The 23,946-nt window shown below is 66.1% G+C and carries 21 protein-coding genes; 8 read left to right on the plus strand and 13 right to left on the minus strand.

Features of this window, described 5'->3' with window-relative positions; genetic code table 11:
* Nucleotides 1-53: 53 nt before the first annotated feature.
* Nucleotides 54-1,373: a flagellar protein export ATPase FliI gene (gene fliI / locus ACTIFS_RS11865; protein ID WP_439574313.1), complete on the minus strand. Its 1,320-nt coding sequence runs from the start codon at nt 1,371-1,373 to the stop codon at nt 54-56.
* Between the two features lie 723 nt (nt 1,374-2,096).
* Here fliI and ctrA point away from each other — a divergent pair.
* Together ctrA and ACTIFS_RS11875 are read left to right on the plus strand one after the other, a co-directional pair.
* Nucleotides 2,097-2,798 carry a response regulator transcription factor CtrA gene (gene ctrA, locus ACTIFS_RS11870; protein WP_439574314.1) on the plus strand — a complete coding sequence of 234 codons (702 nt, stop codon included), beginning with the start codon at nt 2,097-2,099 and terminating at the stop codon, nt 2,796-2,798.
* Nucleotides 2,799-3,054: 256 nt separating this feature from the next.
* The gene (locus ACTIFS_RS11875; RefSeq protein WP_439574315.1) at nt 3,055-3,453 is read left to right on the plus strand and encodes a PaaI family thioesterase; all 399 of its coding nucleotides are present in this window, start codon (nt 3,055-3,057) and stop codon (nt 3,451-3,453) included.
* A gap of 16 nt (nt 3,454-3,469) precedes the next feature.
* Here ACTIFS_RS11875 and ACTIFS_RS11880 read toward each other — a convergent pair whose 3' ends face one another.
* A complete protein-coding gene (locus ACTIFS_RS11880; protein ID WP_439574316.1) occupies nt 3,470-4,588 on the minus strand; it encodes a baeRF11 domain-containing protein in 1,119 nt (372 codons plus the stop codon).
* Between the two features lie 312 nt (nt 4,589-4,900).
* On the opposite strand from ACTIFS_RS11880, the gene cysK reads away from it, so the two are divergent.
* Together cysK and ACTIFS_RS11890 are read left to right on the plus strand one after the other, a co-directional pair.
* Nucleotides 4,901-5,878, plus strand: coding sequence for a cysteine synthase A (gene cysK / locus ACTIFS_RS11885; protein ID WP_439574317.1), 978 nt, complete (start codon nt 4,901-4,903; stop codon nt 5,876-5,878).
* A 148-nt stretch (nt 5,879-6,026) separates the two neighbouring features.
* Nucleotides 6,027-6,818 (plus strand): class I SAM-dependent methyltransferase, encoded by a 792-nt coding sequence (locus tag ACTIFS_RS11890; RefSeq protein WP_439574318.1) that lies wholly within the window; start codon nt 6,027-6,029, stop codon nt 6,816-6,818.
* Nucleotides 6,819-6,852: 34 nt separating this feature from the next.
* Here ACTIFS_RS11890 and ACTIFS_RS11895 read toward each other — a convergent pair whose 3' ends face one another.
* The 4 genes from ACTIFS_RS11895 to ACTIFS_RS11910 form a co-directional block, all read right to left on the minus strand.
* Nucleotides 6,853-7,500 (minus strand): hypothetical protein, encoded by a 648-nt coding sequence (locus ACTIFS_RS11895; protein ID WP_439574319.1) that lies wholly within the window; start codon nt 7,498-7,500, stop codon nt 6,853-6,855.
* A gap of 78 nt (nt 7,501-7,578) precedes the next feature.
* A complete protein-coding gene (locus tag ACTIFS_RS11900) occupies nt 7,579-9,486 on the minus strand; it encodes a propionyl-CoA synthetase (RefSeq protein ID WP_439574320.1) in 1,908 nt (635 codons plus the stop codon).
* A 152-nt stretch (nt 9,487-9,638) separates the two neighbouring features.
* Complete coding sequence (locus ACTIFS_RS11905; protein ID WP_439574321.1) at nt 9,639-10,238, minus strand: hypothetical protein; 600 nt, start codon at nt 10,236-10,238, stop codon at nt 9,639-9,641.
* 132 nt (nt 10,239-10,370) lie between these two features.
* Nucleotides 10,371-11,000: a LysE family translocator gene (locus ACTIFS_RS11910; RefSeq protein WP_439574322.1), complete on the minus strand. Its 630-nt coding sequence runs from the start codon at nt 10,998-11,000 to the stop codon at nt 10,371-10,373.
* A 274-nt stretch (nt 11,001-11,274) separates the two neighbouring features.
* Between ACTIFS_RS11910 and ACTIFS_RS11915 the strand changes: the two genes are divergently transcribed.
* Nucleotides 11,275-12,300, plus strand: coding sequence for a polysialyltransferase family glycosyltransferase (locus ACTIFS_RS11915; protein ID WP_439574323.1), 1,026 nt, complete (start codon nt 11,275-11,277; stop codon nt 12,298-12,300).
* A 20-nt stretch (nt 12,301-12,320) separates the two neighbouring features.
* Here the strand turns inward: ACTIFS_RS11915 and ACTIFS_RS11920 are convergent, their stop codons facing one another.
* The 3 genes from ACTIFS_RS11920 to ACTIFS_RS11930 all read right to left on the minus strand — a co-directional run bounded on the left by ACTIFS_RS11920 (nt 12,321) and on the right by ACTIFS_RS11930 (nt 16,035).
* Nucleotides 12,321-13,151, minus strand: coding sequence for a polysaccharide pyruvyl transferase family protein (locus tag ACTIFS_RS11920; protein WP_439574324.1), 831 nt, complete (start codon nt 13,149-13,151; stop codon nt 12,321-12,323).
* 60 nt (nt 13,152-13,211) lie between these two features.
* On the minus strand, nt 13,212-14,864 hold the full coding sequence (locus ACTIFS_RS11925) for an FAD-binding dehydrogenase (protein WP_439574325.1): 1,653 nt from the start codon (nt 14,862-14,864) through the stop codon (nt 13,212-13,214).
* Nucleotides 14,865-14,976: 112 nt separating this feature from the next.
* Nucleotides 14,977-16,035, minus strand: a complete 1,059-nt coding sequence (locus ACTIFS_RS11930; protein ID WP_439574326.1) for a cyclase family protein — start codon at nt 16,033-16,035, stop codon at nt 14,977-14,979.
* A 204-nt stretch (nt 16,036-16,239) separates the two neighbouring features.
* Between ACTIFS_RS11930 and ACTIFS_RS11935 the strand changes: the two genes are divergently transcribed.
* Nucleotides 16,240-17,292, plus strand: a complete 1,053-nt coding sequence (locus ACTIFS_RS11935; RefSeq protein WP_439574327.1) for a CobW family GTP-binding protein — start codon at nt 16,240-16,242, stop codon at nt 17,290-17,292.
* A 9-nt stretch (nt 17,293-17,301) separates the two neighbouring features.
* On the opposite strand, the gene ACTIFS_RS11940 is transcribed toward ACTIFS_RS11935, so the two are convergent.
* Complete coding sequence (locus ACTIFS_RS11940) at nt 17,302-18,924, minus strand: acyl-CoA synthetase (protein ID WP_439574328.1); 1,623 nt, start codon at nt 18,922-18,924, stop codon at nt 17,302-17,304.
* Between the two features lie 186 nt (nt 18,925-19,110).
* On the opposite strand from ACTIFS_RS11940, the gene ACTIFS_RS11945 reads away from it, so the two are divergent.
* Both ACTIFS_RS11945 and ACTIFS_RS11950 read left to right on the plus strand, forming a co-directional pair.
* Nucleotides 19,111-20,028 (plus strand): outer membrane protein, encoded by a 918-nt coding sequence (locus ACTIFS_RS11945; protein ID WP_439574329.1) that lies wholly within the window; start codon nt 19,111-19,113, stop codon nt 20,026-20,028.
* Between the two features lie 237 nt (nt 20,029-20,265).
* Complete coding sequence (locus ACTIFS_RS11950) at nt 20,266-20,979, plus strand: outer membrane protein (protein ID WP_439574330.1); 714 nt, start codon at nt 20,266-20,268, stop codon at nt 20,977-20,979.
* A gap of 69 nt (nt 20,980-21,048) precedes the next feature.
* Here the strand turns inward: ACTIFS_RS11950 and ACTIFS_RS11955 are convergent, their stop codons facing one another.
* The 3 genes from ACTIFS_RS11955 to ACTIFS_RS11965 all read right to left on the minus strand — a co-directional run bounded on the left by ACTIFS_RS11955 (nt 21,049) and on the right by ACTIFS_RS11965 (nt 23,933).
* Nucleotides 21,049-21,804 (minus strand): sulfite exporter TauE/SafE family protein, encoded by a 756-nt coding sequence (locus tag ACTIFS_RS11955; protein ID WP_439574331.1) that lies wholly within the window; start codon nt 21,802-21,804, stop codon nt 21,049-21,051.
* A gap of 63 nt (nt 21,805-21,867) precedes the next feature.
* On the minus strand, nt 21,868-22,734 hold the full coding sequence (locus ACTIFS_RS11960; RefSeq protein ID WP_439574332.1) for a CheR family methyltransferase: 867 nt from the start codon (nt 22,732-22,734) through the stop codon (nt 21,868-21,870).
* The gene (locus ACTIFS_RS11965) at nt 22,731-23,933 is read right to left on the minus strand and encodes a protein-glutamate methylesterase/protein-glutamine glutaminase (protein ID WP_439574333.1); all 1,203 of its coding nucleotides are present in this window, start codon (nt 23,931-23,933) and stop codon (nt 22,731-22,733) included. The genes ACTIFS_RS11960 and ACTIFS_RS11965 overlap by 4 nt, the downstream gene beginning before the upstream one ends.
* Nucleotides 23,934-23,946: the final 13 nt, after the last annotated feature.

Here is a 23,946-nt window from a genome sequence, read left to right on the forward strand (position 1 = left end):
CCGTTAACGCGCCTTGACGGTGCGCGCCGTCGGCTGCCCCGCCCTGGCCGCGGTCAGGCACCGGCCGGCTCGCCGACGATCTCGGCCAGCCGCCGGTAGCCCTCGCCGATCGAGGACGCCTCGCCCTGCCCCTGACCGAGAAAGGCCTCCAGCGCCGGATTGAGGGCGATGGCCTCATCGACCTCCGGGGACGAGCCCGGCCGGTAGGCGCCGAGCCGGATCAGCTCCTCCATGTCGGCATAGGTGGACAGGAGACGCTTGGCGCGCAGGATCACCGGCCAATAGGCCGGATCCGCCGAGCGCGGCATGGTGCGCGACACGCTCTTCAGCACGTTGATCGCCGGATAGCGGCCGCGCTCGGCAATGGCGCGCTCCATGACGATATGGCCGTCCAGGATGCCGCGCACGGCATCGGCCACCGGCTCGTTGTGATCGTCGCCATCGACCAGCACAGTGAAGATGGCGGTGATCGCCCCGGCCCCCGCGCCGGGGCCGGCGCGCTCCAGCAGCCGCGGCAGTTCGGAAAAGACCGTCGGCGTATAGCCCTTGGCGGTCGGCGGCTCGCCGGCCGACAGGCCGATCTCGCGCTGGGCCATGGCGAAGCGCGTGACCGAATCCATCATCAGCATGACCTGCTGGCCGAGATCGCGGAAATATTCCGCGATGGACAGGGTGAGATAGGCCGCCTGCCGGCGCATCAGGGCCGGTTCGTCGGAGGTCGCCACCACCACCACCGAGCGGGCGAGGCCCTCCTCGCCGAGATCCTCCTGCAGGAACTCCTGCACCTCGCGGCCGCGCTCGCCGACAAGGCCGATTACCGAGACATCGGCATCGACATTGCGGGCGATCATCGAGAGCAGGACCGACTTGCCGACGCCGGATCCGGCGAAAATGCCCATGCGCTGGCCGCGGCAGCAGGTCAGGAAGGTGTTCAGCGCCCGCACCCCGAGGTCCAGCGGCGCGCCGACCCTGCGGCGGGCATGGGCGGAAGGCGGGTCGGCACGGAACGGCATCGGATCGCCGCCCTGGGGGAGCGGGCCCTTGCCGTCGATCGGCTCGCCAAGCGCATTCACCACCCGTCCAAGCCAGGCCGTGGTCGGCCGGACCGCGGCCGGCGTCAGCGATACCAGCGCCTTGCAGCCGCGCCGGACTCCCTCGAGGCCGGCAAAGGGCATCAGCAGCGCCTGGTCTCCGGCAAAACCGACCACCTCGCAGGGGATCGGCCGGCCGACGGTCTCCACCGTTACGCGCGCGCCGACCGACATGGCGTGGATGGGACCGGCGGCCTCGACCATCAGCCCGCGCACGCCCGCGACGCGCCCGTAGATGGCAACGCCGTCGATATCCGCGATCTGGTCCGCTAGCGCGCGCATGGGAAGGCTCTGACGAATTCTGAACGATCCGCCGACTTTCGGCCCGCATGGTCAACGAAGGGTTAACGGCGGGGCGAGGTGTTAACGCCACCCGGCAGATTTTGCCCGCATGGGGCGCCCGCCAACACCGCATCCTCGCATTCTGCGCGGATCGGCGCGTGCCGTTTACCCGTGATTAACCATGAACCCGGTAGAACTTGCCCATCCGGCGCGAACCTCCCCTTCCCCTTGGTCCCCGCCGGACCGGCCCGTCGCCGCCGCAACGGGCCCCGATCCGGGCCAATGTTTAACGGCCCGGCCGCTAAGCGATTCAAAGTAAAGGCAGATCACGCCCGCATTGCGCGCGTTCGGGTAACCCTTCCTTAACCCGCCCCATTAATGATCGTTGTCAGCCGATTAATGGCACCCGCGGCCTTGACGGTTCGTCTGCAACGACCCGCGACGGACCAAAGCTGCGGAATGGCATGAACCGCTTGCTGGCGACGCGACCGAAACGGTCGATTCGGCAGAGGGTTGGAGTGAGTCGCAGAAATATTTTGCGAGGACTCTTGCCCCCGCGAATCACTGTTTGTTAACCATTGGGGCGTAGCGTCGAATCAGTAAACGGGGACGAATCCCTTGCGCCTTCCGCGCGGCGGCGGAAGCACGGGATTGCCATGCCAGGCGGTTGTCTCGCGTGTTGCGGCGAGATGGCCGGCTTAGGGTCAGCGGAAGGGGATGGGCATGCGCGTTCTGTTGATCGAAGATGACAGCGCCACTGCGAAGAGCATCGAACTGATGCTCAAGTCCGAGAGCTTTAACGTCTACACGACGGATCTCGGCGAGGAAGGCATCGATCTCGGCAAGCTCTACGACTACGATATCATTCTGCTCGACCTGAACCTGCCCGACATGTCGGGATACGAAGTGCTGAAGTCGCTTCGGGTGGCCAAGGTCAAGACCCCCATTCTGATCCTGTCCGGCCTCGCCGGCATCGAGGACAAGGTGCGCGGCCTCGGCTTCGGCGCCGATGACTACCTGACCAAGCCCTTCCACAAGGACGAGCTTGTCGCCCGCATCCACGCCATCGTGCGCCGCTCCAAGGGCCATGCCCAGTCGGTCATCACCACCGGCGACCTCCTGGTCAATCTGGACCAGAAGACGGTCGAGGTCGGCGGCCAGCGCGTGCACCTGACCGGCAAGGAGTACCAGATGCTGGAGCTCCTCTCGCTGCGCAAGGGCACCACGCTCACCAAGGAAATGTTCCTGAACCACCTTTATGGCGGCATGGACGAGCCCGAACTGAAGATCATCGACGTGTTCATCTGCAAGCTTCGCAAGAAGCTCGCCAACGCCTCCGACGGCAAGAACTACATCGAGACGGTCTGGGGTCGCGGATATGTTTTGCGGGAGCCGACCGAGGCTGAGGAGCGCATTCCCGCGTGACCTGACGTCCCGGTCGACAATTCCGCCGCAGGCGCGTCACATGGCCGTCACGGCCCTCTGACAAAAGCCCGTTCATATCCTGGTGCGCACGGATGCAATGCCGCCGGGAACGGAGGCCCCGCCGGGAAACCGAGCGGGGCTTTTTGTTGTCCGCCCGCTTCGGGCCCGGTCAGCGGGCCGCCCCTCCATGACCCCGAAGGTTATTGACGCCCTTCCCGCCGATGGATCAGGGTCGTCGTCCCTCCGGAGGCGCCCCATGTCGAAACTCGCGATCCTGCAGACCAACCGCATGCCGCTGGCGACCCTGATGGGCATCGTCTTCGTCTCGGCGGGAGATGACGAGGTCGTGGCGACCATGACGGTGCGGCCCGATCTCTGCACAGCAGGCTCCATCGTCCATGGCGGCGCGCTGATGGCGCTTGCCGACACGGTCGGGGCAGCAGCGACCTTCATCAACCTGCCGGCCGGCGCGAAGGGCACGACGACCATCGAGAGCAAGACCAACTTCCTGGCCTCGGGCCCGGTGGGCGAGACCCTGACGGCCACCGCGACGCCTGTTCATCGCGGCAGCCGGACGCAGGTCTGGCAGACCCGCATCACGCGCGCGGACGGGCGCGCGGTGGCCCTCGTCACCCAGACCCAGATGGTCCTTTGACGAGGGCCGACGCCGGTCAGATGGCGTAGCGCAGCACGGCGGCGAGCGAGGCCTTGGCCGGAATGTCCTCGCGCCGGACCGCCAGCACCTGCGCACCGGAGGCGAGTGCGCGGCCGGCGATCTCGTCCACCACACCATAGGTCGCCGCGCTTTCGCCCTTGGCGAAGGTGACGGATCCGTCGTCCGCCACCGTGCCGGCCACAACCTCGTCGATGTCCACCAGCAGCGTATCGACCGCGCCGAAGGTCGCCGCACGGGCAGCCTGCGCAACGTCGGAGGTCGCCCGGCCTTCGGACTCGCGCTGGCGGTAGAGTTCGCCGAACGCACTGACCCGGTCGGCATAGACACCGTCGAGGATCGGCCGGGAGGCCTCCGCGATCTGTGCCGGCGTCATCTCGCCGGGGCTGGTCTGGATGGCCGCAGCCGCAAGGCCTGGATAGCTGTTCACCGATCGATAGATGGACAGCAGCGGCTCGGTCGCGGCAAGGATCAGCGGCTCGTCGCGACCGGAGAGCACGGGCCGAAGCGCCGCGTCGATCTGGCGGGCAAATTGGCGAAGCAGCACCTTCTGCCCCTCCCCGCCCTGGATGCGGCCCGATGGCGAGCGGTCATTGACCGACGCACGGCCGGTGGCCGAGCCCGCATCCTTGGGCATGGCGCCAACCCGCACCTCTTCCGCCGGCAGGTCGGCAAAGACCTGCACCAGACGCGGCCCCTTCTCGGCCAGCGCCAGCACGAAGGCCTGATGCGGAAAGGTCACGGCCCGCAGGAGCGGCTTCAGGTGGAAGCGGTCGGAGACCTGCACCATGTCGGTGAGGCGGTTCGGCAGGCGGAAGGTGCGGATCGCGTCCGGCGTCGCCAGCACCGCCAGGCTGTGGGCCTGGAAGGTCCAGAACGCGTCATCATCGACCAGATCGTCGAGCTGTTCGACGAGCGCGGCACGCCGGCGCTTGTCAAAGCCGGACGCGTCGATCTGGGCCAGCGCCTCGCGCACGAGATTGCCGAATGCGATCCGCGCCTGCCCGATGTTCTGTGTCTCGGGCGTGGTCGCAACGAACAGCGACACGCAGGCATCTGACCGCTGCTCGACGAGCGCCTTGATCTCCGGACGGGTGGGAATGTCCACGTAAAGCATGGTGTTGATAGTCCCTGAATGGTGTTGGAAGCGTCAGCGCCATCCGGCGCGCGGGGGTGGCCAAACTGGCCCAAGGCTCCGGTCCAAGGCAACGCCCGCATGGTCGCAGGGGCAACCGGGCACCTGAACGCAGCGGAGCACAGGACGATGTGCCGACATTCTCCGCACCGATGGCCGGGGAGAATGTTTCCGCCAGAACGGCAACAAGCGCAGCGCGCAGTTTCTTTTCTCGGAGTGATCCTCTGGCTGCCGTGGAAAAATCTCCCATTTGGGAGCAGAATTCCCCATCCCCCACCAGCCAGGGTCCCCGTCATGACCGCCCATGTCTCGCCCGACCAGACCGTCCGCCCCGGCCGCGGCCGCATCTATGATTCGATCACGCAGACGATCGGGGACACGCCGCTGGTGCGGCTCGACAGGCTGGCAAAGCTGCATGGGGCAAAGGCGACGATCCTCGCCAAGCTGGAGTTCTTCAACCCCATCGCCTCCGTCAAGGACCGTATCGGGGTGGCCATGATCGACGCGCTGGAAGCGGCCGGAAAGATCACCGGCAAGACCGTGCTGATCGAGCCGACCTCCGGCAATACCGGCATCGCGCTGGCATTCGTCGCTGCGGCGCGCGGTCTGAGGCTCGTCCTGGTCATGCCCGAGACCATGTCGATGGAGCGGCGCAAGATGCTGGCCCTGCTCGGCGCCGAACTGGTGCTGACCGAAGGCGCCAAGGGCATGAAGGGCGCGGTTGCCAAGGCGGAGGAACTGGCCGCTGCGAACCCGGACGCGATCATCCCGCAGCAATTCGCCAATCCGGCCAACCCGGAGATCCACCGCCGCACCACGGCAGAGGAGATCTGGAACGACACCGGCGGCGACATTGACTTCTTCGTCTCCGGCATCGGCACGGGCGGCACCATCACCGGCGTCGGCCAGGTGCTGAAACAGCGCCGGCCCGGGGTGAAGGTCATCGCGGTCGAGCCGGCGGACTCGCCGGTCCTGTCCGGCGGCGCAGCCGGACCGCACAAGATCCAGGGCATCGGCGCCGGCTTCGTGCCGGAGATTCTCGACCGCTCGGTGATCGACGAGGTGGTGACGGTCACCAACGACCAGGCCTTCGCGCGCGCCCGCGAACTCGCGCGCGCGGAAGGCATCCCCACGGGCATCTCCGCCGGCGCGGCCGTGCAGGCGGCACTCGACCTTGCCACACGCGACGAGAACGGGGGAAAGACCATCGTGGTGATCATCCCGAGCTTCGCGGAGCGCTACCTGTCCACCGCGCTGTTCGAGGGGCTCTGACAGACAGGCCCCCCACCAGGGCACCGCCGTGGAAACCTTAATTCTGGTCTTGTGTTGATGCGCCGGGGGCATCGGCCGATAGTCTGATCGGCTTGTATCCCCCGGACCGCCACGCGGTCCTTCGAGCTTTGGCGGAGGGTTGATGGTCGTGGCCGAGACGACGGAGCGCGAGCAGCAGCGGCGCGAGGCACTGCCGGGCTTTGCCGTGGCGCATCTGGCACCGACGACCGAGGCGGGAGCCGCGCTGCGCGATGTCCACGCGGTCCTCTCGCGCACCTTGCCGGCCGGCACGCTGAAGGTCTATGAGGCCGGCGGCGGTTCGACCTCCTACCTGCCCGAGGACGTTGCGGCGCGGGCGGACTACACGGTCATCGACATCGATGCCGACCAGCTCAAGGCCAATCTCTATGCCGACGACCTGATCCTCGGCGACATCCAGACCTATCGCTTCGCCGAACCGCGCTTCGACCTGGTCGTCTGCTACAATGTCGTCGAGCACCTGCCGAACGTGGCCGCCGCCTTTGCCGGCTTCCAGTCGGCGGTGAAGCCCGGCGGTCTCATCCTGATCGGCGCACCGCATCCGCGATCGCTGTCCGGCGTCGTGACCCGCTTCACCCCGCACTGGTTCCACGTCTGGTTCTGCCGCCACGTGATGGGCTGGAAGAACGCCGGCAAACCGGGCCAGCCGCCCTTCCCGACCTTTTTTCATCCGCTGGTCGATCCGGACCGGCTCGCCGCTCACGCCGCGAGCCTCGGCTTCGAGATCGTCCATAACCGCGTCTACGAGAGCCCGCGCTATCCCGAACTGCGCCTGAAGCGCCCGCTCTTTGCCGGCCTGCTCGACACTTTCGCGAAGGTGCTGAACGTGCTGCCCGGCATCCGGGGCGACGTCCGCCACGGCGACTATCACCTGATCCTCAGGGCGAAGGCGCCGCGTTGAACGCCGCTCAAGGCGGGCACTGAAGGTCCGGTTGCTACCTGGCGGGCAACCCGAAGGGGGTGGACTCCGGATCGCTACCGGGCGGCACCACCTGCCGAAGCCGCCAGCGACCGGTCCGCGCCTTGACGAGACGGAAGACGACTGGCCCGCGATAGGCGCTCAGCGTCACGGCAACCTCGGTGGCACCGTCGGTCGTCTCTGTCCGCCGGCCAAGATCTGGGACATTGGCGGGCGACAGATCCTGCGGCAGACCAGTGAGGTTGAGCGGCTGCATCCCGCGGCGTTGCGCCACCTGCATGATGTTGGCGAACATGAACCCCAGGTCGCGCTGGTCAAGATCGGCAGTGGGCGGCAGCATCTCGGCCAGGATCGCCAACCTGTTCTGGGTCGGCAAGGCTGCAAGCCGGTGGAGATTTAGGGTTGCCACGTGACGGGCGATCTCGTCCTGAGTCTCTGGCGTGAAGATCCAGAAGGCAGTGACGAAGTCGCCATCGCGATAGGCCGTCAGAAAGGCCCGCAGGGCCGCATCCGGGCTCGACAGGTCGAGCCGATCATAAGCGAGGCTTCCGGAACTGCCGGGCAGGCCCTGCGCTGGCGCACGACCCGGAACGACCAGCAGGAAGGCAACGGATGCTGTCAGCATCGCGCGGCGATCGATCATCGCGGCATCGCGCCGGACCATGGTTCACCTCGTACTCCGTGTCGCCGGCAGCCTGACCGACCGGGCCGCCCCTGTCACCTGAAGAGCGCGCCGCAAGGGTCAGCGACGCCCGGCAAGAGCGGCGGCGATCTCGTCGAGCACGGCCGGGTCGTCGATGGTCGCCGGCATGGACCATTCGCCGCCATCGGCGATCTTCTTCATCGTGCCGCGCAGGATCTTCCCCGAACGGGTCTTCGGCAGGCGCGTTACCGCGATGGCGAGCTTGAAGGCGGCGACCGGCCCGATCCTGTCGCGCACCAGTTGGACGAGTTCCTTCTCCACCTCCTCGGGCAGCTTGTTGACGCCGGCCTTCAGCACCACGAAGCCGCAGGGCACCTCGCCCTTCAGGGCGTCGGCCATGCCGATAACCGCGCATTCGGCGACATCCGGATGGGAAGACAGCACCTCCTCCATGCCGCCGGTGGACAGCCGGTGGCCGGCGACGTTGATGATGTCGTCGGTGCGGCCCATGATGTAGAGATAGCCGTCCTCGTCGACGAAGCCGGCATCCGATGTCGAGTAGCAGCCCGCAAACTGGGTGAGATAGCTCTCCCTGAACCGGTCGTCCTGCTGCCAGAGGGTCGGAAACGATCCGGGCGGCAAAGGCAGCCTCACCACGATCGAGCCCATGGTCTTCGGCGGGACCTCGTGACCGGCCTCATCCACGACGCGCACGTCATAGCCGGGCATGGGCACGGTCGGTGAGCCCGGCTTGACGGGGAGCTGTCCGAGGCCAACGGGATTGCCGACGATGCACCAGCCGGTCTCGGTCTGCCACCAGTGGTCGATGACCGGCACGCCGAGGATGCGCTCTGCCCAAAGAACCGTGTCGGGATCGGCCCGCTCGCCGGCGAGAAACAGGGTGCGGAACTTCGACAGGTCGTAGCGCCCGAGGTGCTCCGCGTTCGGGTCCTCCTTCTTGATGGCGCGGAACGCGGTCGGCGCGGTGAACATGGCCGCAACGCCATGATCGGCAATCACCCGCCAGTAGGCGCCGGGGTCGGGCGTGCCGACCGGCTTGCCTTCGTAGAGAATGGAGGTGTTTCCCGCGATCAGCGGCGCATAGACGATGTAGGAATGGCCGACCACCCAGCCGACATCCGAGGCCGCCCAGAACACCTCGCCCGGCGCCACGCCGTAGAGATTGGCCATGGACCAGTTGAGCGCGACCATGTGACCGCCATTGTCGCGCACCACGCCCTTCGGCTTGCCCGTGGTGCCCGAGGTGTAGAGCACGTAGAGCGGATCGGTCGCCTGAACCGGCACGCAGTCCGCCTGCCTGCCCGCCGCCCTCGCCTCCGCCATCATGGCCGCCCAGTCATGGTCGCGGCCATCGGTCATGGTCGCTGAAACCTGCGGGCGCTGGAGAATGATGCAGGCCTCCGGCTTGGCAAGCGCAAGGTCGATGGCGCCATCCAGCAGCGGCTTGTAGGGGATGACCCGCGCGCCCTCGATGCCGCAGGAGGCCGAGACGATCACCTTCGGGTGGCAGTCGTCGAGGCGGGTGGCGAGTTCCTTCGAGGCAAAACCGCCGAACACCACCGAATGGATCGCCCCGATGCGCGCGCAGGCGAGCATGGCGATCGCCGCCTCCGGCACCATCGGCATGTAGACGATGACGCGGTCGCCCTTCGCGACCCCGAGGCCCTGGAGTACGGCGGCAAAGGTCGCCACCTCCTCCTTCAGTTCGGCAAAGGTGATGGCGCGCTTGGTGCCGGTCACCGGCGAGTCGTAGATGATCGCGGCCTGGTCCGGGCGCGTGGCGGCATGGCGGTCGACGGCGTTGAAGCAGGTGTTGCAGACGCCGTCCGGAAACCAGCGGCCATAGACACCCAGCGACGGATCGAAGGCGGTTTTCGGCGGCACGACCCAGTCGATGGCCTTCGCCTGCTCGGCCCAGAACCCGGCCGGATCGGCCTTCCAGGCGGCATAGACATCGGGGTAGCGGGAAGGTGCGTTGGCGTCCATCGGTCCGTCTCATCACCTCGCACCGCAGCGCTGCCGACGCGGCGGATACGGAAATCAGTCGAGGCGTCTACGACTGCCACACGAAGCGATGCAGGGGCAACACCGCCTTCCGTCCGGCCGATGGGGGCGCCAGCTGGCGACGTGCGAGCGCTTCAATAGGCCCATCTGATCCCGGCAGCCACGACGTTCGAGGCGCCAGAGGATTTGCTGATGCGCGGGTACAGTCCTGACCGGTGGTGAACGCGAAAGAACATCTCGACATTCGGTTGCGAGGGCAGGCTGAAGCTGATTTCCGGTGCGAGATAGAAAAACAGGTTTAATGTCGGCGTGCCTGTTTCGACCGAGATTCGCTGCTCGGCCGCCGGGACCGTGGTCGCGTAGTTAAGCCCGATCGTGTAGGAAATCGTCGTCCGCAGATGGTGATCCCACGGGAAGCCGTTGTAGCGCAGGTAGCCCCCGCCCCAGATCTGCGGCGACGTGGCCATGCCGAAATGCGATCCGGCCCCGAGTTCGACGCCGACGGAAAAGCCAAGCGGCAATCGGGCCAGTCGGCGCTGATAGGCAATGCCGGCGAAAAAATCCGCCTCGGGACGGATCAGCCAGGGACAGCAATAGTTGTACAAATACCGTGACTTGCTGCTGACCCCGCCGAACACCGCTATCGACTGGTCCATGGCCTGTGCAGGGCCGGAGGCGCCCAAAAATGCGCACGTGGCCAACGCCACGCAACATGAACGCACACGAAGAGCCATTCTGGCCACTCTCTCCCACAATTTCATGCAATTGCGGGCAGAGACATCATTTGCGCCTTTTTACAGATGGTGCAAGCGAATAACCGCCTGATGCGCGCAGTCAGATCGGCCCGACCCTGGACTGCCCGCGGCTCAGAGCCGTTCGGACAGCGCCAGCCGCACGCCGAGCCCGAGGAACAGGGCCCCGAGGGCGCGGTCGAGCCAGGTTCGAACGGTCGAAAATCCCTGCATGCGGGACATGAGACCGGCCGCCCAGGCGACGCAAAGGTTCCAAGCCGTGCCGGTGACGTTGAAGATCAGCCCGAGCACCACGAAGGCCAGCGCCTTGTCCGGCGCCTGCGGATCGATGAACTGCGGCAGGAAGGCGAGGAAGAACAGCGCCACCTTGGGGTTCAGCACGTTGGTCAGGAAACCCTGCAGGAAGACCGTCCCGAGCCGCGCCGGAGCGAGCGCGACCGCCCTGTCGCCCGTGGCCGGCCGGGACAGCAGAAGGGACAGCCCGACAATGACGAGATAGGCCGCACCGACCCATTTCACGATGGTGAAGGCCAGCGCCGACGTGGACAGGATCACCGACAGGCCGAGAGCCGCGGCGCCGATATGGACGAAGGCACCGGCGCCGATGCCCAGCGCCGCAACGGCCCCCGCCCGGGTGCCGTCGCGCAGCGACCGGCCGATGACGAGCGCCATGTCCGGGCCGGGCGTGATGTTGAGCAGCAGGCCGGCGAGAACGAACAGCCAGAGATCGTGAATTCCGGGCATGGCGAGACCCTTGAGGCAGCGGTTGGATGACAGCGAACGGCAGCGAGGCCGCTGCCATCCGCACGGCTGCTCGTAGCAGCGCGGGCAGTGCGCGGAAACGCCCCGGTCCAGGACGATCCCGACATGGCGCACCCGCGTGCCCAAGACCCAGTCGCGGCGACGCGCTCTAGACCGGAAGCGCCTTGATCCGCCCAGCCTCCTTCGATACCGTCCCGCGAGATCAGCGCGCACCAGCAAGGACTTTTCGCATCACATGGACGGACTCTGACCTGACATGAATGTCCTGGTGATGGTATGCGGCCTGACCGAGGCGCTGAATGCTTCGTTTGTCTTGAAGCAACTGCAGAAAACCTCCGGAGCCGATCTCAGCGCAATATGCCTCGTTTATGGGCGCAGGGTGAGCATGCCGGACGCCCTCAGGCACGAGACGCTTCAATATTGTGGGCTCTTCCACAATTGGGCATCGATCGTGGATTTGTGCGATCTCAGCGACGCGATAGCGACGCCTGGTGGCGAGCGAAACCAGTATTCATCAAACATCATGTCTGCAATCGGCGAGCAGCGGATCGATGTCATCGTCACCCATTCGCCTGATAAGCTTCCCGAGCGCGCGATCCTGCAGTGTTTCCCGGAGGCGAGGATCATTCTGTTCGACAATGGGCTCGACAGTCATGTCCCGCGCACAATCGCTGATGACCCCTGGTCGGAAGTCCGCACGATTTCCCGATCTGACTTCGATCAAATCGACCAGGCCTGGTATCTGGTCGGCGACCTGCTGGACATCCCGCCGCATGCCAAAGCGATCGGCAAGGTCATGGCGACTGAGGAATACATCGCACATCTTGGTGCATTCAGGAGCGTGATTGCCGATCTCTACGCGTATATTCCCGCCCATGAGACCTACAGCCTGATCATAGGCTCATCATTCTATCGATCCAAATTCATCACGTTTGAGGAAGAAGCATCCCTCTACAAATCGCTCGTCGACAAAGTGACCGGCGAGGGCGGAAGGGTGATCTTCAAGGAGCACCCGCGATCATTCGACAGGCCGCTGCTGCAAGCTCAGGACAATCTGATCATCATCCGGGATCGCCTGCCGATTGAATTTCTCGCGACCCTGTTTTCCATTGAAAAATCCTACAGCATCAGCTCGACAGCCTTGCTGATATTGAAGAAACTGTTCGACATTGAGCCGACCCTGATCGGTCAGGAGACGCCAGTATACAGACTGGCGCACGTCCATTTGCTCTTCAATGCAATTGAACGGATGCGGCCAAGGACAGACATCCAGCAAACATAGCCCCCGACGAACAGTTCCGGCTATCCCCCTCCGCTCCTGAGGAAGGGCAAGGCGTCCGTGATGCTGTGCGTGTCCATCCAGGCAAACAGGCGTCCATACGCCTCGTGGTCGATGGGTACGGATCGTTGCTGCGTGACCTGCTGGAGGCTTTGGCAGCATGGAATGGAACAGCCTGCCGAAGCGAGAAGCCCATCGATCTTGTGGGTGTTGCCCACGAGGGCGATGAAGGGAATCCGCGCCTTGCAGGCGGCGTACACGCCGTGTTGGCGTCCGGTGACAAAGGTTCCGGCTGTCCGAAGCCCGCAAACCAGCTCGGGCCAGGTCATGGCGCCCATATCGATGTAGGGCAATTTGCTCAGAGGCCCGCCCGTGATGCGAGCGAAATCCTGAAACTCACTGGAATAGAAATCCGAAACGACATCCTGCCCGCTGTAGTCGGGATGGGTGCTGCATTGCACCTGCGCAAAATAGCTCAGATCCACGCAAACGCTGGCTTCGATCTGATGGTTCTTGCGCAAGTCCTCCGCCGATAGAATCTCCCGAACGACGATCCCGTCGAGCGCGCGCAGGACATCGTCGTATTCGTTGGAGTTGGCCTCCCATACCGAATTGACGAGATAGGCCTTTTTCCCCCGCTCGACAGCGGTGCGAAGGAACTGCATCTTCCGGTGAAATGTCGGCCGGCTATGATGCATCGAGCCCTCGCCGTTCACGACGAGAAGATCGAAATCACCTGTATCGACGATCTCCATCCCGGCGCTGGCGATCGACGCATTCAGGACGCTCCACACGGCAGCAGCCCCGGCGTGATAGGCACTGTGATTTCCCAGGATCTTGAAGCGGCCGTTCAATGGACGTTCCTTTGCATGTCTTGACGGGGGCCGTTATCGGACGCCTGCGCGCCGGAGGCGTCAGGTCCCCACCGCCTTCGCCGCCGCCCGCCCCGCTGAGCGACCGGAAAAGATGCATCCGCCGAGAAACGTGCCCTCCAGCGCCCGGTAGCCGTGGACGCCGCCGCCGCCGAAGCCGGCCACCTCGCCCGCCGCATAGACATTGCCGAGCGGCGATCCGTCGGCGGTCAGCACGCGCGAGTCAAGGTCGGTCTGCAGGCCGCCGAGCGTCTTGCGGGTGAGGATGTTGAGCCTGACCGCGATCAGCGGCCCGTTCTTGGGGTCGAGCAGCTTGTGCGGCGGGGCTGTGCGCATCAGCTTGTCGCCGCGATAGGCGCGCATGGCCCTGAGCGCGAGGATCTGCATGTCCTTGCAGAACGGATTGTCGATCTGGCGGTCGCGCGCGGCGATCTCGCGCTCCAGCGCCTCGGGATCGATCAGGTCGGTGCCGACCAGCGCGTTCATGCGCCGGCCGAGCGAGCGGATGTCGGTATCGACGATGAAATCCTCCCCCTTGTCGAGGAAGGCCTGGACCGGCGGCGGCAGTCCCTTGCCGAGGCGCGAGAGGACCCCGGGGATCGACTTGTTGGTCAGGTCCGGGTTCTGCTCGGAGCCGGACAGCGCGAACTCCTTCTTGATGATCGCGCGCGAGAGCACGAACCAGGAATAACCGTGGCCTGACTTGACGATGTGTTCGAGGCTGGAGAGCGTGTCGAAGCCGGGATAGTTCGGCGCCGGCAGGCGCTTGCCCGTGGCGTCCAGCCAGATCGACGAGGGGCCGGGCAGGATGCGGATGCCGTGATGCGGCCAGATCGGGCTCCAGTTCCGGATGCCCTCGACATAGTGCCACATGCGGTCGCGGTTCACGATGCGCCCGCCGGCCTCCTCGGTGATGATCTGCATGCGCCCGTCGACATGGGCCGGTACGCCGGAGATGAGAAAATCCGGCAGCCTGCCGAGCCGTTCGGGCCAGTTCCTGCGGACGAGGTCGAAATTGCCGCCGATGCCGCCCGAGGTGACGATCACGGCCTGAGCCTTCAGCGTGAACGCTCCGGTTGCCACGCGCGAACTCGCCTCGCCGCGCCCAACGGAGGTCGGCTCGAGCACCTCGCCCTCGACCCCGTCGACCACGCCGGCACTCTTCGTCAGGCTGTTGACCCGGTGGCGGAAGCGGAAGGAAACGAGGCCGCTCGCCACCGCCTCGCGCACCCGCTGCTCGAAGGGGACGACGAGGCCCGGCCCCGTGCCCCAGGTGATGTGGAACCGCGGCACCGAATTGCCGTGGCCGGTGGCATGGCCGCCGCCCCGTTCGGCCCAGCCGACCAGCGGGAACCAGCGCACGCCGCGCTCATGCAGCCAGGCGCGCTTCTCGCCGCTGGCAAACTGTACATAGGCCTCGGCCCATTTGCGCGCCCAGTCGTCCTCGTCTCGGTCGAAGCCGGCGGTGCCCTGCCAGTCCTGCCAGGCAAGGTCGAGGCTGTCGCGGATGCCCATGCGGCGCTGCTCGGGGCTGTCGACGAAGAACAGCCCGCCGAACGACCAGAACGCCTGGCCGCCCAGGTTCTGTTCGCCCTCCTGGTCGACGAGGATCACCTTGCGGCCGGCCGCAGCCAGCTCCGCCGTGGCCACGAGCCCGGCAAGCCCCGCCCCGACCACGATGACATCGGCGTCCATGCACGATCCTCCCGTCGCTGCGCGGTCGTCGCGGTCGCGATCGCGGCGCAGTCTCCGTCATGCCGCGGCGATCATCGCCGCGGCAGCCGGGTCGTGCAACAGGCGGGTCGCCTCAGGTGATCGCGATCGGCCCGCCGGGCGAGCCGGTCGCGCCCTTGATCGGCACCGGGGCAAAGACATAGACGAACTGGTACTTGCGGTCGGCCAGCAGGCTGTCGAACTGCAGGTTCTCGTGGATGAAGATGCCGTTCTTCGTCAGAAGCTCGGCATGGACCGGGAAGGCCAGGTTGCGGTCGGGGTTCGGCACGCATTCCACGCCCCAGCTGTCACCGCCCATGACCACGATCTGCTTCTCGATCAGCCAGCGCGCAACTTCGAGGCCCGGCCCAGGCTCGCCGGAGGCATAGCGCTCGTTGTTGCGCATCCACAGCGAACTCCACCCGGTGTGGAAGAACACCGCGTCGCCCGGCTGCACGTCGTTCTCGTTCATGTTCTGCCTGGCCAGAGCCCCGCGCACATCGGCCATCGTCACTTCCTGCCCGGCATCCATCATGGCGCCGCGATGGGCCATGACATCGACGAGGTGGCCGCGCGTGAAGATGGGCTTCACATTCTCGATGCCGAGCTTCTTCACGCCATTGGCGCCGCCCAGCGCCGCACCGCGAATGCCATTGTAATAGACCATGTCATTGGTATCGCCATCGCGGCCGACCTGCAGGCCGATATGGGCGAGGCCGTCGAACTGGGTGCCGGTCTGGCCGATCTCGGTGGCCAGGAATTCGTCGTTGTAGATGAGCTTGTTGGCGCCGAACGGCCCGCCGGTCGGGTTGCCCGGAATGCGCAGGGTGAAGGCCCGGTCGCCAAATTTCGGCATGGCCGATTCCGACATGCGGCCGATGGGATGGATCTTGCCGTCGCGGATCCACTTGGCCGCCTCCAGCACCTTGGCGGGCGTGATGTGGTTGGAGGCACCGGCCTGGTCATCCGGTCCCCAGCGCGAGGGCCACCAGGGCTGCACGGCAGGCGTCTGCGCCTGGGCAGGCGACACGACGGCCTGGGCAACCTGCGCCGTCGCTGCCGCAACGACACCGCCGGCGGCAGCGCCTTTCAGGAAGTTGCGGCGCTCGGGAGCAACCGGTTCGGCAATGTCCTTCGGGTCTCGCACAGTCATGGGATCTCCTCCGTGCCGGCTGCTGTTGTCGGGCTGGCCTTGTCCGGCGGAGCGAAGTCTAGCGGGGAAGCGATGACCCGCCAGATAGTCGTTTGACGTAAAATAAGTCAGCATCCATTACGTAATAGAGTAACACCAGAAAGGTTGGAAAAGTCTATCGATCCGCCAATGGAAGTCGTCGCTGGCGTCGGATAGCCTCTTTGCATGAGCCTGTTCGACCCTGATCGATCACATGAACGCACGCCGGCCAGCCTGATCACCGGGTTCCTCGGAGCCGGCAAGACAACGCTGCTGAACCGCCTGCTCACCCATGCCGGCATGGCCAACTCGCTGGTCATCGTCAATGAGTTCGGCACGGTCGGGCTGGACCACCTGTTCATCGAGAGCCGCGACACCGACCTTGTGCTGCTGTCCTCCGGCTGCATCTGCTGCACGGTGCGCGGCGACCTGGAGGCGACGCTGCGCGACATGGCCGCCCGCCGCCAGTCGGGCGACATGCCGCGCTTCGACCGCGTGCTGATCGAGACGACGGGGCTGGCGGATCCGGCCCCCATCGCCAGCCTGTTCCTCAACAACCCGATGGTCATGCACGACTTCCGCCTTCAGGCCATCGTCACGGTGGTGGATGCGGTGAACGGCCTGCGCCAGCTCGCCGAACAGGCGGAAAGCGCCGTGCAGGTGGCGGTCGCCGACCGCATCCTCGTCAGCAAACCGGACCTTGCCGACGCGCCGGGCCTTGCAAGGCTCGCGGCCCGGCTGGAGGCCCTGGCGCCCGGCGTGCCGCGCACGCTGGCCGTCATGGGAGAGGTCGACCCGGCCGCGCTGTTTGCAGCCGGCCATTCACCGCGCGCGGCCGCGCTGCCCATGGAGCCGCTGCCGGCGCATGGCCCGGACTGTGCCGATCCGGCCTGCGCCCATCCCGACCACGGCTCGCGCCACGGCGCGCGCATCCGGCAGATCGCCATCGTCCACGACCGCCCCCTCCCCTGGGACCGGGTCAATTTCTGGCTGCGCGGCCTGCGCGCCACCTGGGGCGACGGGCTGCTCAGGCTGAAGGGGCTGGTGGCGATCGAGGAGGAGCCCGGTCCGCTCGTCATCCACGGCGTCCACACGACCTTTCACCCCCCGGTGGCGCTGGCCGCGTGGCCGGACGACGACCACCGCACGCGCATCGTGCTCATTCTGCGCGACGTCGATCCCCAGGCGGTGCTGGAGAGCTTCCACCGGGTCATGGCGGAAGCGCCCGCGGAAGGCTGAGGGCGGCGGTCACGCCGCCTTCGCCATCTCGCGCAGCTTGAACTTCTGGATCTTGCCGGTCGAGGTCTTCGGCAGTTCGGTGAAAACCACATGGCGCGGGCACTTGAAGGCCGCCAGGTTCTGCCGGCACCAGGCGATGATCTCCTCGGCCGAGGCGCTCATGCCGGGCTTCAGTTCGATGAAGGCGCAAGGGGTCTCGCCCCATTTGTCGTCGGGCCTTGCCACGACGGCGGCGGCCTGCACGGCCGGGTGCTTGAACAGCACGTCCTCCACCTCGATGGAGGAGATGTTCTCGCCACCCGAAATGATGATGTCCTTGGAGCGGTCCTTCAGCTGGATGTAACCGTCGGGGTAGAGCACGCCGAGATCGCCGGAATGGAACCAGCCGCCGGCAAAAGCCTCGTCGGAGGCCTTCGGGTTCTTCAGATAGCCCTTCATCACCACATTGCCGCGCATCATGACCTCGCCCAGCGTGGTCCCGTCAGCCGGCACGCGGGCCATGGTCTCGGGGTCCATGACGGTCATGTCCTCGAGAACGACATAGGGCACGCCCTGCCGCGCCTTCCGGGCGGCATAGTCGGAGGCGTCCAGCCGGTCCCAGTCGCGGTTCCAGTCATTGATCACCGAGGGGCCATAGGTTTCTGTCAGGCCATAGAGATGGGTGACATCGAAGCCGGCCGTCTTCATGGCGGCAAGCACCGCCTCAGGCGGCGGCGCGGCGGCGGTGAAGAAGGACACCGTCCGGTCGATGGCCCGCCGCTCGCCCTCGGGGGCATTCAGCAGAAGGCTCATGACGATGGGCGCGCCGCACAGATGCGTCACGCCATGGTCGGCGATCGCGTCATACATGGCCTTCGCCCTGACCCACCGCAGGCACACATGGGTGCCCGCCACTGCGGAAATCGACCAGGGGAAGCACCAGCCATTGCAGTGGAACATCGGCAGCGTCCACAGATAGACGGGATGCTTGGTCATGCCGCAGGTCACGACGTTGCCGATGCCGAGCAGGTAGGCACCGCGATGGTGATAGACCACGCCCTTGGGGTTTCCGGTGGTGCCGGAGGTGTAGTTGAGCGCGATGGCGTCCCATTCGTCGGCGGGCCGCTGCCAGTCGTAGCCGGGATCGCCGCCCGCGATGAAATCCTCATACTCGACCGTACCGATCCGCTCGCCCGCCCCGTCATATTCGGGGTCGTCGTAGTCGATCACCAGCGGTCTAACGGTCGCCAGTTCCAGCGCCTCCTTCGCCAGCTTCGAGAACTCGCGGTCCACGATGAAGACCTTCGCCTCGCCATGGTCGAGCGAGAAGGCGATGATCGGCGCGTCGAGGCGGGTGTTGAGCGTATTGAGAACGGCCCCGCACATGGGCACGCCGTAATGGCATTCGAGCATGGCCGGCGTGTTGGCGCAGATGACGGCCACCGTGTCGTTCTTGCCGATACCGGCCCGGGCAAGCGCGGAGGCAAGCCGCCGCGAACGGGCATAGAATTCGGCATAGCTGCGCCGGATCGCCCCGTGGACCACGGCCGTCTGCGCCGGGAAGACGCGGGCCGCGCGCTCCAGGAAGGTGATCGGTGTCAGCGGCTGGTAGTTGGCCGGATTCTTGTCGAGGTCGGCGTCATAGGCGCTCATGGCGGTTCCACAGGGTTGCGCGCCGGACCAGCCTAGGAGCGGGACCGGGCGAGTTCAACACTCCGGCCGGCTCTGTGGAACGCTGATTCCCGCCCTGCCGGCCGACCGGACGCCGGAGGCTTCGCACTTCGTTCACCATGACCGAAGGGAAGTTGTGACAACCATGACACAGGCCGCTGCGGAGCGATGTCCAACCCTCCCCCTGATACCGCTATCACGGTTTCGGGAATTGAATGTTCACGATCGGGGTTTATCCCTTCGACCTCGCACGGATCATTCCGTGTCACGGAAGGGGGCCGTGGCAGGGAAGGTTCGACGAGCGAAACGATAGGCGGATCGGTCCGCCGGGTATCAGGAACTTGCATGATGAAGAAAATCCTCCTCGCCGGCGCCGCCTTCGCGGCCCTCGCCACCAGCGCCAACGCAGCAGATATCGCTTCCCCGCGCGCTCCCATCTCCGCCGCTGTCATGGTTCCGGCCTTCTCCTGGAACGGCGCATTCATCGGCGCTCAACTCGGCTACGGCTGGGGCACCACGTCGGCCCGCTTCTTCAACAATGGCGGCGTTTTCGTCCCGGGTTCGAGCGGCACCTACAACATCGGCGGCATCACCGGCGGCGTCCATCTCGGCTACAACTGGCAGTTCAACAACCTGGTCTTCGGTCTGGTGACCGATATCGAGGCCGCGGGCATCAACGGCACGGGCGTGTTCCCGAATGGCGACGACTACCGCACCCGCATGAACTGGCAGGGTTCGACCCGCGCCCGTCTCGGCTTCGCGGTTGACCGCATGCACATCTACGCCACCGGTGGTGTGGCCTATGCGGGCCTCAACTACTCGGCCCTCAACTTCGCCGGCGGCGTCCGGATCGGCAATTCCGGTGCCCGGATCGGCTGGACCGTCGGCGCCGGTGCCGAGTATGCCTTCACCCCGAACTGGGTGGCGAGCCTCGAGTACCGCTACACCGACTTCGGTTCGCGCACGGTCGACCTGAACCCGGTCTTCCTCGGTGCGACGACCTTCAAGACCCACACCCACGCGGTTCGCGTCGGTGTCAGCTACCTGTTCTCGACCGGTCCTTCGGCCGTCTCCGCGCGCTACTGAGCCGCAACGCCCAACCGATCCAGGAACGGGTCGCCCTCGGGCGGCCCGTTCTTTTTTGGGATTTCTTAAGTTTCCCTGTCAGGGAACGTGTGTCCGGGTAACCACATACCCCGGCGAACTTCACATCAGACCACAGAATCCGTCTCCGCACCCATTGCCCGGCCAACCCGCCACACGCAAGAATAAGTGAAATCGCACCAGCAAGCTGGCGCGACAGTTCGGAGCGGAGACGGTGACATGAGGAAAATCTTTCTGGCCACAGCCGCCGCCATCACGTTCGGCGCCTCGGCGCAGGCTGCGGATCTTGCGTCTCCGCGCATGCCGATCGCCACCGCCGTGGTGGTACCGGTCTTCAACTGGACCGGCTTCTACGGTGGCCTCAACATCGGTGTCGGCTTCGTCAACACCAACCTCGGCGGATTTGTCCTCCCCTTCCCCCTGTCGGGCAGCGGCACTGGCATCGTGGCTGGCGCCCAGATCGGCTACAACCACCAGATCAACAACCTGGTGGTCGGCCTTGAGGGCGACCTCGGCTACTTCGGCGTCAGCCGCCGCGCGGGCGATGGCGCCGGTAACTTCATCGCCTGGCGCACCCAGTGGGACGCCTCAATCCGCGCCCGCCTCGGCATCGCGGTTGATCGCACCCTGCTCTACGTGACGGGCGGCGTTGCCTTCGCCGACCTGCGTATCAGCGGCGTGGCCGGCCAGCCGATCGCGTTCTTCCCCTTTGCGGAGAGCCAGACCCGCGTGGGCTGGACGCTTGGCGCCGGCATCGAGCATGCGGTCACGCAGAATTGGACCGTGCGGGCCGAGTATCTTTACGCCAATTATGGTCGCCGGGACTTCCCGACCATCCCGCTGGCTGGCGTACGGATGGAGACGCACAAGTTCCGGGTCGGCATCAACTACCTGTTCTCGACCGGCCCCTCCGCTGTGGTGGCCCGCTATTGATTTTACGGCGCACCAAACCCGAAATTACCCAGTGGGCCGCCTTCGGGCGGCCCTTTTTGCTTCTGCCGGTCAGGCCAGCGCCCGCAGCCCGCCTCCAAGCAGCACGCAGCCGACCATGAAGGTCAGCACGTAGATCAGCCGGTAGAAGAGCTCCGGCGGAACGCGCCGGACCAGCCAGATGCCGGCGAGATTGGCGACCACGGCGAGCGGAAACAGGGCCGCCGCCGTTGCCAGCACGCCGGGTGTCAGCACGCCGAGCGCCAGGAAGGGCGGAACCTTCACGAGATTGAGCGCCGCGAAGAACAGCGCAGCCGTGCCGACGAAATGATCGCGCGAGAGCCCGCGCGGGATCGCATACATGTTGAAGGGCGGTCCGCCGACATGGATGACGAAGCTCGTATAGCCGGAGATCGCACCAAGGATCGTGCCTGAGGCCCAGCTGTGCGGCCGCAGCACGGCCCGCCGGGCCGGCGACCGCAGCCAGCGGTCGAGGCAGAAGGCGATGGCGATGACCCCGACAAGGATGCGCACCGCGGCATCCGACACCACGCTCGCGAACAGATAGCCCGCCAGGATGCCGGCCAGCGCGCCCGGCGCCAGATGGAGGAGCGTCCGCCGGTCCCAGGTCCGGCGATAGCTCCAGACCGTGACCACGTCCTGGACCATGAGGACCGGGAGCATGATGGCCGCCGCCTGGAGTGGAGAGACCACCAGCGCGAGCAAGGGCGTCGAGAGGATGGCAACGCCTGAAAAGCCGCCCTTGGAGAGGCCGTAGAGGATGACCGCCGGCACGGCAGCCAGATAGAAGACCGGGTCCGTGATCATCGGGGCTTCACACGCTGGCGCGAGGCGAACCGGCGCGCGCCATGCCGGCCGGACCGGATGGGATCAGGCGACCCGGCCTCCGGCCAATGCCGTCAGCCGGGGGGCGGTCGCCGTCGTCTTTTCGGACGGCGTGTAGAGGCCGCGGCGCTCCGCAATCGGCTTGAAGGCATCGGTCAGGCCGACGACGGTCTCGGCAGCGCCCAGCAGCAGATAGCCGTCCGGCGCCAGCAGTCGGGCGGCGCGGTTGAGCACGTCGATCTTGGTCGGCTGGTCGAAATAGATCAGCACGTTCCGGCAATAGATGATGTCGAACTGGCCAAGCGCCGAGAAGTCGTTGAGCAGGTTGAGCGTGCGGTAGTGAACCATGGAGCGGATCTCGGGAGAGATTACCCACTGGTCGCCATTCTGCGTGAAGTGCTTGAGCAGCATCTGGATCGGCAGGCCGCGCTGCACCTCGAACTGGGTGTAGATACCGGCCTTGGCGCGATCCAGCACCTCGCCCGACAGATCGGTGCCGATGATCTCGACGCGCCAGCCTGCCAGCTGCGCGGCCATGTCCTTCAGGATCATGGCCAGCGAATAGGGCTCCTGGCCGGTCGAGGCCGCCGCGCACCAGATGCGGATCTGCCGCCTTGAGGCCCGGGCCTTCAGGAGCGCCGGCATCATCAGTTCGCGGAAGTGGTCGAAGGGCGTCTTGTCGCGGAAGAAGAAGCTCTCGTTGGTGGTCATTGCCTCGGTGACGCGCGTGGCGAGGGCCTCCGAGCCCGGAACCTTGAGCTTAGCCACCAGGTCGCCGATGCCGGACATGCCCTGTTTGCGCACGATCGGCATCAGCCGGCTCTCGATCAGGTACTGCTTGTCATTGGACAGAACCAGGCCTGAGCGCGCCTTCAGGAAACCGCGCAGATAGTCATAGTCGAGAGGGGTCACGACCGGTCTCCGGAGAACACGCGAACAATCTTGGAGGCGATCTGGTCGAGCGGCAGCACCGCGGAGGCATGTCCGGCCAGCGCGACCGCGCCCGGCATGCCCCAGACGACGCTGGTCGCCTCGTCCTGGACAATGACGCTGCCGCCGGCGGCGGCAATCTCGCCGGCGCCTTCTGCCCCGTCGTGACCCATGCCCGTGAGCACGCAACCGAAGGTCTGGGGGCCCCAGACCTGGGCGGCGGAACGGAACAGCGGGTCCACGGCGGGCTTGCAGAAATTGATGGCTGGCCCGTCCTCGAGGCGGATGACTGTCGACAGGCCGGTCTTCTGGACCACCATGTGCCTTGCGCCGGGGGCGACGTAGATGCGCCCGGCCACCACTGGCTCGCCGTCCCGCGCCTCTGCGGCCGGCTTGCCGGTCGCCTTGGCGGCATGTTCAGCCAGAATGGTGGTGAATGTCGGCGGCATGTGCTGGGTGATCAGCACCGGCACCCGGTCGATGAACGAGCCGAGACCCTTGAGAACCACGGTCAGCGCCTGCGGCCCGCCGGTCGAGGAGCCGATCAGCAGCACCTTCGGCAGGCTGTTCCCGAACGGCCGAAGTTTCACGCCGGGATCGTTGAAGCTGACTGCCGAGGGCGCGATGGATGGCGCGGCCACCCGCTTCGGACCCGCCGCGGCAGGGCGGGGAGGCACCTGGCCGGCAACGGTCGCGGCGCGGAAGGCGCGGCCGGCGATCTTGCGCCGGCGGCCGAGGGCGCGGACCTTCTCGATCAGGTCGCGCTTGAAGTCCTGCGAGGTCGTGACGCCGGCATTGGTCTCGGGCTTCGGCACATAGTCGGCGGCGCCGAGCGACAGGCACTTCAGCGAGATTTCGGCATTGCGGCGCGTCAGCGTCGAGGCCATCAGGATCATGAGATCGCGCTTCTCCGCGATCATCAGCGGCAGGGCCGTCATGCCGTCCATGTCCGGCATCTCGATGTCGAGGATGACCACATCGGGCTGTTTGCGGACGATATCGGCAACCGCCTCGCGGGCCGAGCGATGCGCGGCCACCAGCTTCATGTCCGGTTCGTCGGAAACCCAGCGGCCCACCAGACCGCGCACGACGACCGCGTCGTCGACCAGCATCACCTTGATCGGTTCGGCTGTGGCTGGGGCGGCCGGTGGCGATGCCCCCAGGGTTGACGCAAAACTCATACGCCGTACTCGA

Origin of the sequence: Phreatobacter sp., assembly GCF_051860605.1 — a bacterium.
GTDB lineage: Bacteria > Pseudomonadota > Alphaproteobacteria > Rhizobiales > Phreatobacteraceae > Phreatobacter.